This is a genomic window from Pseudomonas sp. Irchel s3b5 (assembly GCF_900187435.1).
Classification (GTDB): domain Bacteria; phylum Pseudomonadota; class Gammaproteobacteria; order Pseudomonadales; family Pseudomonadaceae; genus Aquipseudomonas.
The window spans coordinates 78212-93301 of sequence record NZ_FYDY01000024.1 but is presented as its reverse complement, the minus strand read 5'-3'; the positions used below and the strand labels follow the sequence as shown (position 1 = coordinate 93301).

9 protein-coding genes are annotated in these 15090 nt (G+C 58.9%); 1 reads left to right on the top strand and 8 read right to left on the bottom strand.

Features of this window, described 5'->3' with window-relative positions; genetic code table 11:
* Nucleotides 1-178: 178 nt before the first annotated feature.
* Nucleotides 179-2137 (bottom strand): ATP-binding protein, encoded by a 1959-nt coding sequence (locus CKW15_RS21710; RefSeq protein WP_095152673.1) that lies wholly within the window; start codon nt 2135-2137, stop codon nt 179-181.
* A gap of 351 nt (nt 2138-2488) precedes the next feature.
* A complete protein-coding gene (locus tag CKW15_RS21705; protein WP_095057301.1) occupies nt 2489-3502 on the bottom strand; it encodes a YhcG family protein in 1014 nt (337 codons plus the stop codon).
* A 238-nt stretch (nt 3503-3740) separates the two neighbouring features.
* Between CKW15_RS21705 and CKW15_RS21700 the strand changes: the two genes are divergently transcribed.
* Nucleotides 3741-4916: a diguanylate cyclase gene (locus CKW15_RS21700; protein WP_095057302.1), complete on the top strand. Its 1176-nt coding sequence runs from the start codon at nt 3741-3743 to the stop codon at nt 4914-4916.
* On the opposite strand, the gene CKW15_RS21695 is transcribed toward CKW15_RS21700, so the two are convergent.
* The 6 genes from CKW15_RS21695 to CKW15_RS21670 are packed head-to-tail and all read right to left on the bottom strand — an operon-like array spanning nt 4903 to nt 15056.
* Nucleotides 4903-5715, bottom strand: a complete 813-nt coding sequence (locus tag CKW15_RS21695; RefSeq protein WP_095057303.1) for a YfaP family protein — start codon at nt 5713-5715, stop codon at nt 4903-4905. The genes CKW15_RS21700 and CKW15_RS21695 overlap by 14 nt on opposite strands.
* 3 nt (nt 5716-5718) lie before the next feature.
* Entirely contained in the window at nt 5719-7338 is a 1620-nt protein-coding gene (locus tag CKW15_RS21690) for a DUF2300 domain-containing protein (protein ID WP_095057304.1), read from the bottom strand.
* Between the two features lies 1 nt (nt 7339).
* The gene (locus CKW15_RS21685; RefSeq protein WP_095057305.1) at nt 7340-11899 is read right to left on the bottom strand and encodes an alpha-2-macroglobulin; all 4560 of its coding nucleotides are present in this window, start codon (nt 11897-11899) and stop codon (nt 7340-7342) included.
* A complete protein-coding gene (locus CKW15_RS21680; protein ID WP_095057306.1) occupies nt 11896-12546 on the bottom strand; it encodes a DUF1175 domain-containing protein in 651 nt (216 codons plus the stop codon). The genes CKW15_RS21685 and CKW15_RS21680 overlap by 4 nt, the downstream gene beginning before the upstream one ends.
* On the bottom strand, nt 12531-14228 hold the full coding sequence (locus tag CKW15_RS21675; RefSeq protein ID WP_095057307.1) for a DUF2138 domain-containing protein: 1698 nt from the start codon (nt 14226-14228) through the stop codon (nt 12531-12533). Before CKW15_RS21675 ends, CKW15_RS21680 begins: the two co-directional genes overlap by 16 nt.
* Before the next feature lie 36 nt (nt 14229-14264).
* Nucleotides 14265-15056 (bottom strand): YfaP family protein, encoded by a 792-nt coding sequence (locus CKW15_RS21670; RefSeq protein WP_095057308.1) that lies wholly within the window; start codon nt 15054-15056, stop codon nt 14265-14267.
* Nucleotides 15057-15090: the final 34 nt, after the last annotated feature.

Genomic DNA, 15090 nt, shown 5'->3' with positions numbered 1-15090 from the left:
GCCCAACTGACGAATAGTTGCCCCGGTTTGCCTCCCCAATTTGATGTAGAGCTTGACCGCTCGAATGCGATCTTCGTATGAATACATGAACTACCTCCAGGTAGTCCAAGATTTCTACCGCACCCCCGCTGGGTCAATTTTCGGTCAGCGGCAACACAGCACCCTCTTCAACCTGACCCTACTCTGGGGATAGAAGCGCTATCTTCGCCTGACTTGCTATCCCCATCACTTTGGCAGCCAGTTCCGCGCCATTGATATCTTCGTAACGAGTCGGAATCCGCTCCTTAAGTCTAAAAAGTCTGTGATGAGCAGTCCGGGTTAATCGGCCGAAAGTGGTTGCAACTACCCTGCCTCGCAGCACTCCATCCTCTTTTATTTCCTTCTCGGTGGAAGTTTTCGGAGAGACTTCGTGACCAACCACAAAGGCCCTGAATATCGGAGTGCCATCCAATAGCCCGCTTCCAAGGAAATCTTGCACGTAGCCGTCCGCTTGATTCATCTCGTCACGGCCAATGGTGGACTTCCCCTTTTTCAACTCGATAATCAGAACATCTCGAATCTTGGTCAAATTATCCTCCCTGCTGTCAAATTCCTCAGTTCCGACAATAGAGAGGGTGCTGTCCGAAAGGGTCATGAGATCCGGGCGCTGTCTGGGGTTGAGAAATGCCCCCTCTCCCCCACGCTTCCCGAAAATCTTACCAGCAGCGCTCCTGAGACTCACATTGGATGCGTATTCCGGACTATCAAACTCGGGACCGAATAGCCAGCGAGCTTGTGTCACCAAAGGATGAAGCGTATGCAACTCGTCAGCCCCTGAGTCGCCTCCTAGCTTGTCAATCGCAGAAAGTATAGAAAGACGCCGGTCAATCTCATCGAGTACCGCTAATGCATCACTGACAGTCCACTGCCCAAGAAGACGATCAAGTCCATCAATATCCTCCTCGTCCAATTTGGTAAGTTTTTCGAGGAGGGCAATGCCACTCCTGGATTTCTCTAAGTTAATGACGGCCTGTACAGCAGCGGAAAGTACGTCGTTTCCTATGCCGGGATTGCTCTTCGCAAGAGTCTGCGCAAAATTGGCCACTTCAATCCGTCCAAGAGTTGAAAGCTCCTTGAAGTCTTCTCTATTCCGTACCAGAGCCTCCTCAGAGTTTTCGTCCACCAAGGTCGCTGATAGCCGGTCGAATACATCTCTGACCTGAAGTACTACGGCCGCAAAAAGCGCCGCTATCTTCGGCGTCTGTTTGAACCGTGTCCAGTCAGCCTCTATTTCAGATATCCAGCTTTCATCCGCTCTGACTACAATGGCGTAGCGCCTGGCGAATCGGGAGCGCCCATCTATGACTGCAACGTTTCCCACTATCCACGCAGGGGTTCCGACAAGTCGGTTATTGACCCAAAAAGCGATACCCTGATAGCGGTTAGACTTGGCCGTCCTAGACGAGTCAATAACAAAAACGTCAATAGCCCCCCCCTCAACGACCGCGATGGTTGATTGCTCAATCAAGCCTAAATGCTCAGGAAGGGAAACTGAGCGTCCATTGACACGAACCTCGAACCGGGGATCATGCAAAAATCTAGCAGAAAGAACCTCGCGAATTTTGTCGGGATCAGGAAGATGCCTTTCGACGATGACCGAAAGTTTCGTCCCATGGCCGTCTTTTTGGGAGGAGGATTCGTTGATGATTCTGAATGGATCCTTCCCACCTCCTGCCCCTATCTCAAAACGTGCCTCATTCCCTCCTACGATGGTATTCACCGAATAAGTGTCTCCGAAGCAAAGCAGCCCATGGCGACCAACACCATTTCGACCATATGCCCGTCGACTCCAATCATTTCGTTCTGACGGAAACTCCACGCTGACCCCTTGATGCCTCAAACGGTCATATCCGAGTGTCATCCATCTACGTTTAAAAAGTGGCGCGGTCATGCCATGACCGTCATCTTCGACGACAAGGAAATTCTGCTTCGCGTGTGGAATGGTCAAATTGACTAGAGATGCGCCGGCATCCCAAGCATTGGCAACCAATTCAGTCAGAGCAACCTCTGGATCATGGGATATCGGCCCTAGTGTTCGGACAAGATAGTCATCTTCAAATAGCGTTCCGGACCCACTCGATTTTGGTGTCTTTGCCATCCAATCCCCCGATTTACTTCCTGATGCTGCGCAACGCCCCTATGGAAAGCTACGTCATAGCTCCGACACTCTCACGAACGACCCCAGAGCTTCGGCGCAACTGTGCGTCATTTTCCTTCTGCAACCAAGGCTTGCATTTTGCCCCTCAAACGCTAAACCATTGCAAACCCTAAAGCGAATATTGGTAATCGAGAGCGAAGGCCAGTCACGCAAAGCGGGGCTGGGGGGACAAATGGGGGGACATCGACCATCAAAAAAAACAAACCCATATAAATCAAATACTAAAAACACAATAACGCCGCCCACAAGCCGGCTTTTTAATGCCTTCAGAAAAGTGATCAACGACAAAAATCACTCCACTCCTTCAGTATTCAGCGCATAAAACTCCTGCAGCTTGGCTTGCAACAGCTTCTTGTCCGGCAATTGAGTGTGGTACTCCGCGATCAAGGCAGGCGACATTGAGCGGTTCAGGGAGTACTCGACGATTTCGTCCTCTTTGCTCGCGCACAACAATACGCCGAGCGCCGGGTTTTCGTGCGGCTTGCGGACATTGCGGTCCAACGCTTCGAGGTAGAAGTCCATCTTCCCCAGGTATTCCGGCTCAAAGCGCCCAACCTTGAGCTCGATCGCCACCAGGCAGTTCAGCCCACGGTGGAAAAACAACAGATCCAGCGCAAAGTCACGCCCGCCTACCTGCAACGGATATTGAGAGCCCACAAAGCAGAAGTCTCTGCCCAGCTCGATCAGAAAATCCCTGAGTTTGTGCAGCAGACCTCCATGCAGGTCTGTCTCTGCATGACCACGTTCCAGTGCCAGAAACTCGACCACGTAGGCATCCTTGAACACGTCCAGGGCCTGAGGATGAATTTGTCGCAGCGGTGCTGACACTTTTGCCGGGCTGATCACTGAACGTTCAAACAGAGCCGCCTTGAACTGCCGCTCCAGTTCGCGGCTCGACCACTTTTCCTGGATTGCCATGCGCAGGTAAAACTCACGTTCTTCCGGGCGTTTGCTATGGTTGAGAATGATCAGATTTTGGGTCCAGGGTAATTGTGTCAGCAGTGCTGACACTTTTGCATCGTCCCTGTACGCCTCATAGAACTGGCGCATTCGAAATAAATTTCGTCTCGTAAACCCACGCAGTCCAGGCTGTGTACGCTCAAGGTGCGTAGCCAACTGGGCGACGACTCCATCACCCCACTCTGCTGCTTCAATTTTGCAACTGATGTAGGCCCCGACTTGCCAGTGCAGTTCAATCAGCTCGGTGTTGACCGCCTGCATGGCGCGATGTCTTGCGGTCACGATCAGTAGGGTAATTTCGCTGAACGCTGAATCGAGAGAGGTATTGCAGGAAAGATCATTCACGTAAGGGCATTTCCATATCAGTGGGCGGGCCCTTTCAATTACTCCTGATAACGGCGCATGAACATTCACAATGTATATCTGCATGAAACAAAGCTACTGCCCCGTCATCGCGCCCAGAGAACACTTGCCAAGCCAAATGGGGCAAGGCTAAATCCACCCCGTTCAAAGACCGCTACCTTTACCCGGAAAAAGCTCTGCCGGTCGGATTTCGCTTTCAAGCTCAACGGGAACCTTCGCAATGGATCTGCACATCCCGACCCTGCTGGTAGTCTCGGTCTTCGTTTTCATTCTGATGGGTTTGTTGACCTGTCATGCCTGGTGGCGTGAAACCCGTGAGCGGCCTTTGGCCTATCTGGGGGCAATGATGCTGCTGGCCGCTGTTGGTGTGGTGCTGGTCAGTTGGCGGGGTTGTGGGGTCGATATTGTCCCTCTCGTTTTCGGCAACGTGGCCCTGTTGCTGAGTGCCGCAATGAACTGGACTGCCATGCGCGTGTTTGTCGGGCGTGCACCGTCGCTGCCAGGAATCTTCGCTGGAGCAGGCACCTGGCTGATCCTGTGCCTCATTCCCGCGTTCTATGACGCGATGCCCGTGCGAGTCGTGGCGTATTCACTGCTGGCGGCCGGTTACGGCGTGCTCACGGCAGCGGAGTTCTGCCGCAGCCGGAAAAAGCTTGAAGTCGCGTACATGCCGGCGCTGGTGCTGACGCTGTTGCACACGGCTTTCTATATCGTTCGCAGCGTGATCGATAAGAGCCTGCCTCTGGATCAGGCTCTGTCAGGCATCGGCGATGGCGTACGTTTTTTCTCCTTCATGCTGTTCGAATCCATGCTGTATGTCATCGGGATCGCTTACGTGACGCTGGCCATGGTCAAGGAGCGCGCGGAACTGAAGTTCAAGGCTGCCGCGTTTTGTGATCCGCTGACCGGGATCGGCAACCGGCGCGCCTTCATGTCCCACGGCGAACGCTTGTTGGCCCACTGCAAGCGCCAGGAAAAGTCCGCAGCGTTACTGCTGTGCGACCTTGATCACTTCAAGCGTCTGAATGACAGCTTCGGCCATCCGATGGGGGATCAGGTGCTGATCGCATTCAGTCGAATTCTGGCAAGTCATCTGCGCACTCACGATGTGTTCGGTCGTATCGGTGGAGAAGAGTTTGCCTGCCTGCTCCAGGAGGCCGATGAGCAGGAGGCGGTTCTGGTGGCCGAACGTATGCGCCGAGCATTTTCTCAGCTGTCGATGCTGGAGCCGGGGATGCTCAGTGTCAGTATCGGCGTCGTCACCACTCGTGAATCGGGCTACGACCTTTCGAGCCTGCTTTCACAGGCAGATGAAGCCCTGTATGGCGCCAAGCATCACGGGCGTAATCGTGTGCAAACGCTGCGCAAGTTGTACCTCAACCTCACGGATAGCTGAACGACTTCACCAGCGTCAGTTCGCCCACCGCCCGCATCGGCACCAGAAAGGACTCCATTTTCTCGCTCGGTGTGCCTTCCTCGGTAATCACCGTCACCTGCGCCGTGGTCAGCGGTTGCACCGCATCCGCTTGCCCTTCTTCATCGCTGCGATACCCGCCTCCGAAGTAGTTCACATACACCAGATACTGCCCCTTGATCGGCGCGGGCATGGCGAAGATTTCCGGACCGTAGCCGGTGGTAACGTCGACATCGAGTGCCGCTCCGTTGGCGACGGCACGCTCGCCGTACCAGATGTGGGCGCCGTCGGGGGTGATCAGGTGCAGGTCCAGGTCGGTGCCGTCGCTGTCCCACGCCAGCAATACGCGGAGTTTGGCCGGGGTGGCGCCGCCGCTGCTGTTGAGGAACTGCGTGCGGTGCCGTTGCTGGCCATCGGGGCTTCGCACTTCGACACTGTTGCTGCCGTCAGGAAATGAGAATGGTCGGTCGAAGCGGCCGGCGGGATCGATTTTCAGGGGCATGCTGACGCCGTTGACGATCAAACGACCGGGCTCTGTGGATTTGGGTGTGCCTTTGATCTGGCCGCTGATGCGTGCGGTCTTGGCCTGCCCCGCCGGGGTGTTCACCGACGAGGCCGGGTAGTTGACGGTCTGACGAAAACTTTCGCCTTCACCGTCAGGGGCACCACTGCGCCAGCCGCCGACGGGCGTGTCGAGTTTGACGCTGTCTGCTGCCGAAGCCCATGGCAACGCCGTCAGGGACAGAAGAAACAGCATGAGCTGTGGATAACGGAGTTTCATGGACTATTCCAGCAAGAGGTGGCGGGCGAGCCCTTCGATGTAGGTTTCATCCTGGCCGTTGGGATGCGCTTCGAAGGCCAGGTGCAGGTATTCGTGGGTCAGGTCGAGTCGGTCTTGCAGCGACAGCACGCCGCGCACATAAATGCGCTGGCGTTCGCGGTCAACGTAGGGCCGGCCGAACGCCAGGCGGCACACGGCGAAGCTGCTGACTTCGTTGTAGCCGGTTTCGCTTTCCAGGCGCGGGCGCCAGGTGCGGCGCTGCGTTTTCAGCCAGTCTTGGGCGGCGGGCAGCGCTTCGCAGGAAGCGACCGGATTGTCCCAGCGGCTGAGGCTGGCGCGTGGGTAAGCGTGGAGCAGGATCGCGTCGTAACGTTGGCCAGCGCTGGCTTGCTCGACGGCTTGCTGCCAGGACAGTTTGTCCGGACCTGGTTGATCGGAATGGTAGGTGACGGTGCTGCCCGCCAGCACCAGGTCGCTGGTCCACGCGGCGATGTTGCGCGACTCGGCGCTGGCCGGACGCGGTGCAACGCGCTGACGGCTGCTGCTGTCGTCGATACTCAGGCAATCGCCATGACGCGTGGCGTTTTGCAGCAGGTATGTGCGGATGGCCACGGCCAGGGCTTTGGCGGCTTCAACCGGTTCGGCGCTGGCTTCACGTTGCAGAACCCGGGCGACGTATTCTTCGCGATCCACACGGGCAACGAGCGTGTCGTTCAGCAGAAAAAGTTCGCCGTCGCTGTGAATATCCAGCGCGTTACCGTTCATGAACTCGACACGATAAGCGCCCCGCAAGACGCCAGCGGCTACCACGCTTTCGCCCGACAACACGCGCCGCAGCGGGTATCGCGAAAACAGCCCGACTTCAACACAACGGTCCGCATCGGCCGGCCATTCAACCGGAATGACCGACGCCAACGCCGGCGCATAGTCACGCAAAACCCGCTGACTGGTCCCGCGCCCACCGGCCCAGATCGGCTCTGCGTCTGCCGTCCAGCCGGCAAACCCGCCCTGACGTGATGCGGCATCCTGATCCCCCAACCAGCTCCAGGTTTTCACCCGCAAGCGGCTGCCGAGTTCGCCTGCGACATTGCCATCCGCCGCATTCAGTACCACATCGAGCAACACACGCCGGGCCTGATCCTGTGCCGGCATGACCGCCAGCACCTTCAACAGCGCCGCCACCGAAACCCGTGTGGCCGGTTGCAGCGAAGGTAAATCGAGTAGCCATTCCGGTGCTTGCCGCGCCTGCCAATACACCCGCCAATCGGCGTCCTTGATGCCCAACCGCGCCGGTTCGAAATACAAACCACAGGATTTCACCAGCGCCTGATCCCGTTCGATCTTGCCGCCCGATGTGCAGCAGTAAACTTCTTCCTTCGACTGCCCACGACATTCATAGGCCGGTTCTCGTGCGCCGGTATCCACCAGCCAGGCATAGACAAACAACTTCCACACACTGCCCAGCGGCGCCTGCAAATCTGCGGGCAACGGCTCGCGAGAGATCGCTTGAGCACGATTCAACGACAACAATTCGCCCTTGAATGCCACGCGTAGCGGTTCGTCCTGCGCCATTGCCAGCGCAGGAATCAAACACAACAGCCACCCGAGCAGAGGCCGCCACACGTCAGTGAACCGTGACCTGACCGAGGGCCGGTTTCTGTTCCCGGGCCTGATGTTGTGGCGCATAGACCTGAGTGAAACGCACCGGCGGCAGGTTGAACTGGCCTTTTTGCGAGAAGCGCACCAAATGCCGCAGACGCAGTTCACCGCTCAAGGCATCGAGCGGAATGGCGTAGGCCATTTGCCCCGGCTCGAAACGTGCCTTTTCCAGTGCGCTCGGTTCGGTGCCGGCCTTGCCCATGAGCTTGATGCCCCAGGTCGTACGCTCGACATCTGCGCCCGGTGGCAACGGCACTTCGAGCATGCCGTAGCGCAGCGGTTTGGCGGCTTTGCTGGTGACGATCACTTCGTCCAGATACAGGCTGTCGCTGGACAGCGGCGCGCTGCCGCCCGCTTCCAGTTTGAAGGTGAATGCTTCATCTCCCGGCACCAGACGCGACAGACGACGGGTGATGGTGACCGCCATCGGATCGACCACCGCTTGTTGGCTTTGGAAGCTCAACGCGGCACGCAGCGGACGCTCTTGCACCCCGGTCAGTGACAACACGGCTGGCACCGGCGCAGCCCCCTGCCACGTCCAATACATTTCACCGGAAGCGCCATGCTGCTTCTTCCAGCCGTCACCCGGCGCGAGTGCGATCGTAGGCGACGCCTGTTCGATACTGCGTTGCAGCCAGGTAAGCGCCAGCGCACGTTCCAAAGTTGATTGCTGCGGCAACAGGCGTTGCAACAATGCTTGAGCATGAGCCTGATCGAACGGTTGCAGCGACAGGCTCAGCGCTTCGGCAAACGGTTGGGAACTGACCGCCAATCGTTGCTGCGCATCGGCCAGTTGCCGGTTGAAAGTCTCTGGCAGAGCGACCTTGGATTGTTTGGCCAAGGAGGCCGTCAACACACGTGCGGCGGCCAGACCGAGAGCAGAATCCGGGTCGCTCATGACGAGGCTGTCTTCGCCATCCTCCATCAGGTTCGCGGCAGTGCCCTCGCCCGCTTTCGACAGATCATCCATCAAACCGCTGAGCAGCGTATTGACCGGCAATTGCATCTGTTTGGCGAATGAAAGAATCAGCGCACGCTGCAACAACGGCGTGTTCTTCGCCTGTTTCGCGTACACCTCCAACACACGCTGCCAATGCTCCGGCGGCAGGCTCAGCTCCAACACCTGGCTGGCGTGCCAGTCGGCGTAATACGCGTAAGCGGTGAGGAACGCATCCGGCTCGCCGTCCATGCCCCACCAGGTGAACGCGGCCGACGGACCGGCCATTTGCACCAGACGCAATCGGCTGTTCTGCATGATCAGGCGCAAGCGATCGCGGACCTGAGGATTGGCTGCCAAGGTCGGGTAAGCGATGCTCAGCGGCAACAGGCGACTGGCCGTTTGCTCGACGCCGCCGTAGGGATAACTCAGCAGATCATCCAGCGCCGAGCGGAACAGTGCTTGCGGGCTGTCGTCCAGCCGCAGGCGGATGTCCGTTGCATCGGCCGGCAAGGTCAACGGTGTATCGCCGGTGGCGACGTCCAGGTTTTGGCTTTGCGTGACCTGCCAGCCTTCACCGGTCGCCGTCAGTTGCACGGCCAAGGCATCCGCGGGTTTGCCGTCCAGCAGCAACTCGGCGGTCCACTCACCGCTGGCCAGCGGGAATGCCCGCAAGGCGATGTAATTGATGCCGCTATTGAGCGTGACGGGCAGGCGCTGTTCGGAGCCCGCGTAACGGGTCACCAGTTCGGCCTTGACCGGTTTTTCGGCCTGACTGAACGCGAACACACCGAGGTCCGGTTTGTCACCGCTGCGGAATCGGGTCGGGCCGCTCCACTTCAGGTACAGCGGTTTTGCCGAGCGCACGAATTGTTTCTTCTGCCCGACCTGTCCGTCATCGGCGATGGCCCGCGCCGTGATGCGCCAGCGGGTCAGCGAGTCAGGCATCTTGAAGGTGAAACGGTTTTTTCCATTGGCATCGGTCAGCAACTCCGGTTGCCACGCAGCGGTGTCGACGTCTTCGCGACGCGGCCGCTCCAGCACTTTCACTCCGCGCTCGCTGCGATTAGCTTTACCCGGCGCACCTGGGCTGCCCGGTAATGCCACGTCGTAACTGATGAACGACAGGCTGGCGCTGGTGCGCACGTTGTTGCGTCGAGGATGGTAGAAAAACTGGTCGATGGTCGGCGCCACTTCCGGTTGCAGCGCGTAGACCATTTCGTCGACCACGCTGACGGTCAGATGCGCCGGAATCGGTTTGCCGGCGAACAGTGTGGTCAGGTCCACCGAGACCGTTTCGCCCGGCTGATAGGTCTCTTTATCCGTCGCGATGGCCACGTCGATCTGCGGCGTTATCACCTTGATGCCGGCGTTCTGGAAGCTGTACTGACCGCCCTTGGTGTAGAGCACCGAGAACGTCAGGTTCGGCGCAAAACCGTCCCGCACAGGAATGCGTGCGCGGTATTGGGTGTCGCTGAGCTTTTCCATCTTCAGCCAGTCCCCGCCCTTGGACAGCAGCGCGGTGGCTTCGACCTTGTCGCGTTCCAGCGACAGCAGCGCATCACTGATCGGCTCGGGAAACGTGATCAACGCCAGCGCTTCATCGCCAGCCTTGTACTCGGGTTTGTCGAGGACGATTTCCACGGTGCCGGGGACCGCTTTGACACCTTCACCCGTGACCGAATGTCCGGTCGCGCCGAGCGTGCGGCCATGGTCATCGCGCAGTGTCAGGTTGTAAGTGCCGGGACGCTCGAAGGCCAGGGTGAAGCCTTTGTCGGTTGCCGCCAGTTTGCCTTCGCCCGTGCTCTGATCTTCCAGGCGGACCCAACCGTAACTGCTTGGCGTCACCGCTTGCGCCTGCTCGCCTTCGCGGGCGTAGCTGAACCCAACCTTGTCGCCCACCGCGCTGAACCGTTGCGGCGCGCTCAAACGGAAATTCGCCGCACCGCGATCGATGAGGATTTCCTTGGTGGTCTTGACCCGATACGCCGCACCATCACTGGCGAAAACAGTGAGCATGTAGCGGCTCGGTTTTTCAGCCGCCGGCAGATCGAGCGTCGCGTTGCCTTTGGCGTCGGTGGTCAGTTCCGTGCTGGTCAACTCCACCGGGAATTGCCCGAGGTATTGCAGTTCGTTGTCGACCATCGACAGTTGCTGGGCGCGCAGGCTCAAGCTCAACTTGGCATTCGCCACCGGTTTCCCGTCCGGGTACAACAGCACCAGATTGCCCTTGACCGGCTCGCCGGTGCGGTAATCCGGCTTGGCCAGGTTCAGGGAAACCTCGAAGTGCGGCTTGATGTATTCGGCCACGCGGAACGCACTGCTGTAGACCTGATCCTTGTAGCTGAAACGCAACTCGTAGCCACCGGCCACGGCGTTGTCCGGCAACTGAAAGCGACCCTGGGTGCCAGCCTTGGAATCCAGTTTCAGGTCGAGAGACTGCAGTGCCGTACCCGTCGCATCCAGCACGGTCACGTTGACGTCGGCAGCGGTGGGCTGCACCGAATCCCGAGCATTCTTGAACTCGCGCCCGACGATTTTCAGCGACACCCAATCCCCCGGCCGGTACAGCGGCCGGTCGGTGAAGGCATAGAGTTTGGTGTCGTAGATTTCACTGTCGTAGTAGAAGTTTTCCGAGACGAACACCCCACCCTCTTCGTCCTCACCAATCACGAACGAGCGCTCGGGGCTGACGTGTTTCAGGCGCAGCAAACCGTCGGCATCGGTGGCACCGCTGCTCATCACGCCGAGGCCATCGGTCCACAACACATTGACCTTGGGCACCGAGCTGCCTTCGTGTTTGCGCGCCGCCCACACCAGCAATTCGTCACCGGCGATCTTGCTGACCGCCACGGTGTTTGAGACGAAGACCATGGTGGTCGCGCGGTACTTGCCGATCAACGCTTCCACCAGATACAGACCCGGTTTCAGGTTGCCCAACGGGATATACACGTTGCCCGGCGCCTCACTGACAAACTCACTGGAAGACCCTGCCAGGTTAACGCCCGCTGGCGGCTGAATCGGCTTGGCTTGCCACAGTGGATAACGGAACTGGCTGACCACCGGCAAACCCGGAATCAGTGCAAATTGCGGCTGCGCGTCGTAGGGCGTTGGCGCGACCATGGCGTTGCCCATCTTCAGTTCCGGCACTTCCTCGGTGACCTGTTGACGCGACTCGTAGGAAAACGCCCGCTGCATCACCCGACGGGATTTGCGGTACCAGTTGTCCCACAGGTAAGCCAACGTATTGGACAATCCTTCACCCTTGAACTGGCCGTCACTGACCACGCGGTGCAGGTTCTTTTGGCGCTTGAGGAAATCCAGCGGCTTGTCGATGCGATACACCCGAATGTCGGCGCCACCGTACGGTTCCATGCGATAGCGCCGGTAGTCACGACCCGGCGCCTCGAGGCGCACCATCGCCTGTTCATCGCTGGCGAAACTGCTGTCGGCCAGCAGGAAAAAACTTTCGCCCGCCACCGGCGTGTAGCCGCTTGGCTCGACGGTGTCGTCGGCATTGACCGCCGAGAACGGCAGTATCAACACCAACAGCAGAGACAGAAAACGCAGCATGCGGGCACCGGTCATTGGGAGAGAAAATTCAGTCGATAGACGCCGATGAAGTTGGGGTTGGCTGCATCGGGTATCCATCGCGTGTCCTTCCATGTCATGAGTTGCTGCAGGCTTGCCGAACGCATGCCGTTGTCGGTGGGGGTGGTGGAGCCGGTGTGATAGGCGATGTAGCGGCCCATCCAGATCATCAGGTGCTGATCGTCGCCCTGATCGAAAAACATCAGGTCGCCAGGACGAGCTTGAGACACATCGCGACTGACCAGATGACTGTTGAACTGAATCAGTTTGATCGCGTTGACATACGGCCCGACCTTGCCGCCGCCCTGCTGCCATTGCTGGGCGAGACGACGCTGGGCATCGCTCAGTTGCAACTCCGGCGGCAGGTAGCGATTGGACAGGCCATTGCTGCGCAGCCATTTGTCGTCATGGATTTTCAGCGCTTCATTGGCGGCAAACCGCACCAGCCCGGCGCAGTCCTGTTGATACCAGCGCGGGCTCGGGCCCTGGCTCAATTGCTCCTGGGCGATGCGCACAAACCAGGCGCGGAAGACCTGGGATTGCTGCGGGTCGAGCGCGGGCGCTTCGATGGCCCGGGCGCCGGCACTCAGCAGCAAAGCGAGTAAACCAAGGCTGCGGATCAGTGCGCTCACAGGGCTTTCCATTCCAGCGGCAGCCATTGCCAATGGCCGTCGGGCTCACTGCCTTCGGGCAAGGTCAGCGCATATTTGCCGTAACCGCCGAGCTTGCGCAGTTTCGGAATCAGGTAGGTTTGCGCGGCGTTGAAGAACACCGGTTCCATGTCTTGGGGCAGGCTGTCGAGGGTTTCCTGCTGCATCAGTTGCGCCATGGATTCCGGGCCGAAGTACACCGGCATCAGCAGGTCTTTGGGCACCACATCGGCCATCGGTGGGAAGCGTTTATCGAGGGTGCCGAGGGCCTTGTCGACGAGTTTGTCGTCGAGGGAAAACAGCAGCGTCGAACCGTGCCGCGCCAGACTCACACGCATGAATGCCTTGCCGCTGATCGCCTCCGGATTCTCGGCGTCCTTGGCTTTGTACGGGCCAAAACTGGAACTGACTTGCCGCTGCCACTGATGGCTCTGCGCTTCCTGTTTTTCCACAACCGGGAACACGTGCTCGTCGACGTTGCTTTCATAGGCACCGACCATCGAACCAAACAACTGGCCCAGATCGCCATCGAGTTTGTCGCCATCCTCATCATTCAGACTGGCCACCAGCAACGGCGTGTACAGCCGCGAGTCGGCGTACCAGCACAGGCCCGCCGCGCCGGCCATCTGTTCGGTCAACGCTTTGGCCACGCGGTCTTCGGCACCGAGTTTCACCAGCAGCGGTTTCTGCTGTTCCGCCGCCAGCGGTAGCGCTACGCAAGCGCTGGCGCCCATGGGCATGGCTTGCCAGATCGGCTTGAAATCGAAGTCGGGTTGATTGTCCAGCTCGTCCATGGCCAGAAAGCTGTGCCAGCCCTTGTCGTCCATGTCGAAACGCAGGCCGGCGAAATTTGGAATGAAACGCTGATACCCCATGGCCAACACACTGGCATTGACCGACAGGCGTTGCTTCACGTCCGGCGCGCGGGGTGGCAGGCCGAAGGCTTCGGGGAACAGTTTTTCGCCGTTGAGCAACGCGGCAAGTGCGGTAGTCGAGACACCGCCTGGTTCCGCGACGGCACCGCCTTGAGGGTCGTAGAGTTTCGCCGGATTGGACAACACCACCAGTTTGTCGCCATGGGAAGCGAACAGCAGCGCCTTGCTGGCGTTGTAGTTGAGTTGATAGAGCGCCACATCGTCGGCACCGACTTTCACATCTGCGATTTTGCTCAGCTGCGAATCATCCAGCGCCACTTTCGCCAGCGGTTCCAGCACCTTGGCCAGGCCGCCACGATCCATCACCAGCAGGAAATCCTTGAGCCGGCCATCCACTCCGCGCCACAACGCCACATCTGCCGGTTGATCGAACAGTTGCTCGATCAGCGTGTCCTGAAACTTCAGGTCATGCTCGTAAATGATCCGCCGCAAGCTGCCGATCAACCCGAGGCGATCGGCGTGGGTTTCGTAGTAGAAAACAAAATCCTCAGTCAGGGTTTCCTTGAGGAACGGCACGGCCAGCAGGTCCTTGGGCAACTGGCTCAAGGAATGGGTTTCGAGCAAACCGTCGGGGCGGCTCATGCCGAGTTTTTCCGCCGCCAGTTGCGGTGCCGGGGCTTTGTTTTTTTGCATCAGCCAGCCCATGCCGGCGACCACGCCCGCGACCAGGCACAGCCCGACGACAATGGCTGGCCAACGGCGGGACGGTTTGGCGGCCGGCGTTGCAGTGTTTTCGCTCATATTCACAAAACCCAGTTCATCCGTGGAGCGGGATGCTTAATAGTTGAAAGTCTTGACCAGCAGCAGGTCACCGATCGCGCGCAGGGGCACGATGAAGGTCTCGCGTTTTTCGTCGACGGTGTTTTCGTTGAGCACCAGGTTGATCTGTGAAGTGATCACCTCGTTCTGGTTGCCGGCCTCATCGAAGTTATAGCCGCCGCTGCCGAAGTTGCCCCAGTAGTTCACGTAAACCAGATAGGTGCCGTGCAGCGGTGCGGTCATGGTGAACATTTCCGGACCCGGGCCGTCGACGCCGTCCGGGTCGAGGCCACCGCCGTTGGTCAAGGCCGAGTGGGCCCAGAACGCATGCTGACCGTCAGGTGTGACGATATGCAGATCGAGCTCGGCTTTCGGATCGTCCCAACCCAGCACCACACGAATCCGTGCAGGCGTGCGCAGGTTGTTGGCTTCATAGAATTGAACGCGTTTGAGGGACTGGCCTTCGGCGCTGCGCACTTCGACACTGTTGGAACCGGCACCGAACGCGTACGGTCGGGCAAAACGACCTTGATCGTCGGTATACAGGTTCAAGGGATTGCCGTTGACCGCCAGGGTGTGTGGCCCGCGCGGGGTGCCAAGGGCCTTGAGTCTGCCTTCGATCATCGTGCGATTGCGCTGCACGCCCCGATCAATCGGCGGCGTGGGATAGGCGACTCGCGGGTTTTCGCTACGGTCCAGCAAACCGTTGAAACGCCAGCCGCCCACCGGTTCCGACAACTCGGCACTCGCCGCGGCCGCAAGCATTGGCGCGCAGGCCAGCCCGATCAGCAACAAAAGAAATGAGCGCATGCGACGCCTCCTGCCATGCATGACGAAACCTTGC

Bases quoted from the DNA above. Each gene is read 5' to 3' on its own strand.
- CKW15_RS21710 (WP_095152673.1), bottom strand. From the start codon at position 2,137: ATGGCAAAGACACCAAAATCGAGTGGGTCCGGAACGCTATTTGAAGAT.
- CKW15_RS21700 (WP_095057302.1), top strand. From the start codon at position 3,741: ATGGATCTGCACATCCCGACCCTGCTGGTAGTCTCGGTCTTCGTTTTC.
- CKW15_RS21695 (WP_095057303.1), bottom strand. From the start codon at position 5,715: ATGAAACTCCGTTATCCACAGCTCATGCTGTTTCTTCTGTCCCTGACG.
- CKW15_RS21685 (WP_095057305.1), bottom strand. From the start codon at position 11,899: ATGACCGGTGCCCGCATGCTGCGTTTTCTGTCTCTGCTGTTGGTGTTG.
- CKW15_RS21680 (WP_095057306.1), bottom strand. From the start codon at position 12,546: ATGGAAAGCCCTGTGAGCGCACTGATCCGCAGCCTTGGTTTACTCGCT.
- CKW15_RS21675 (WP_095057307.1), bottom strand. From the start codon at position 14,228: ATGAGCGAAAACACTGCAACGCCGGCCGCCAAACCGTCCCGCCGTTGG.
- CKW15_RS21670 (WP_095057308.1), bottom strand. From the start codon at position 15,056: ATGCGCTCATTTCTTTTGTTGCTGATCGGGCTGGCCTGCGCGCCAATG.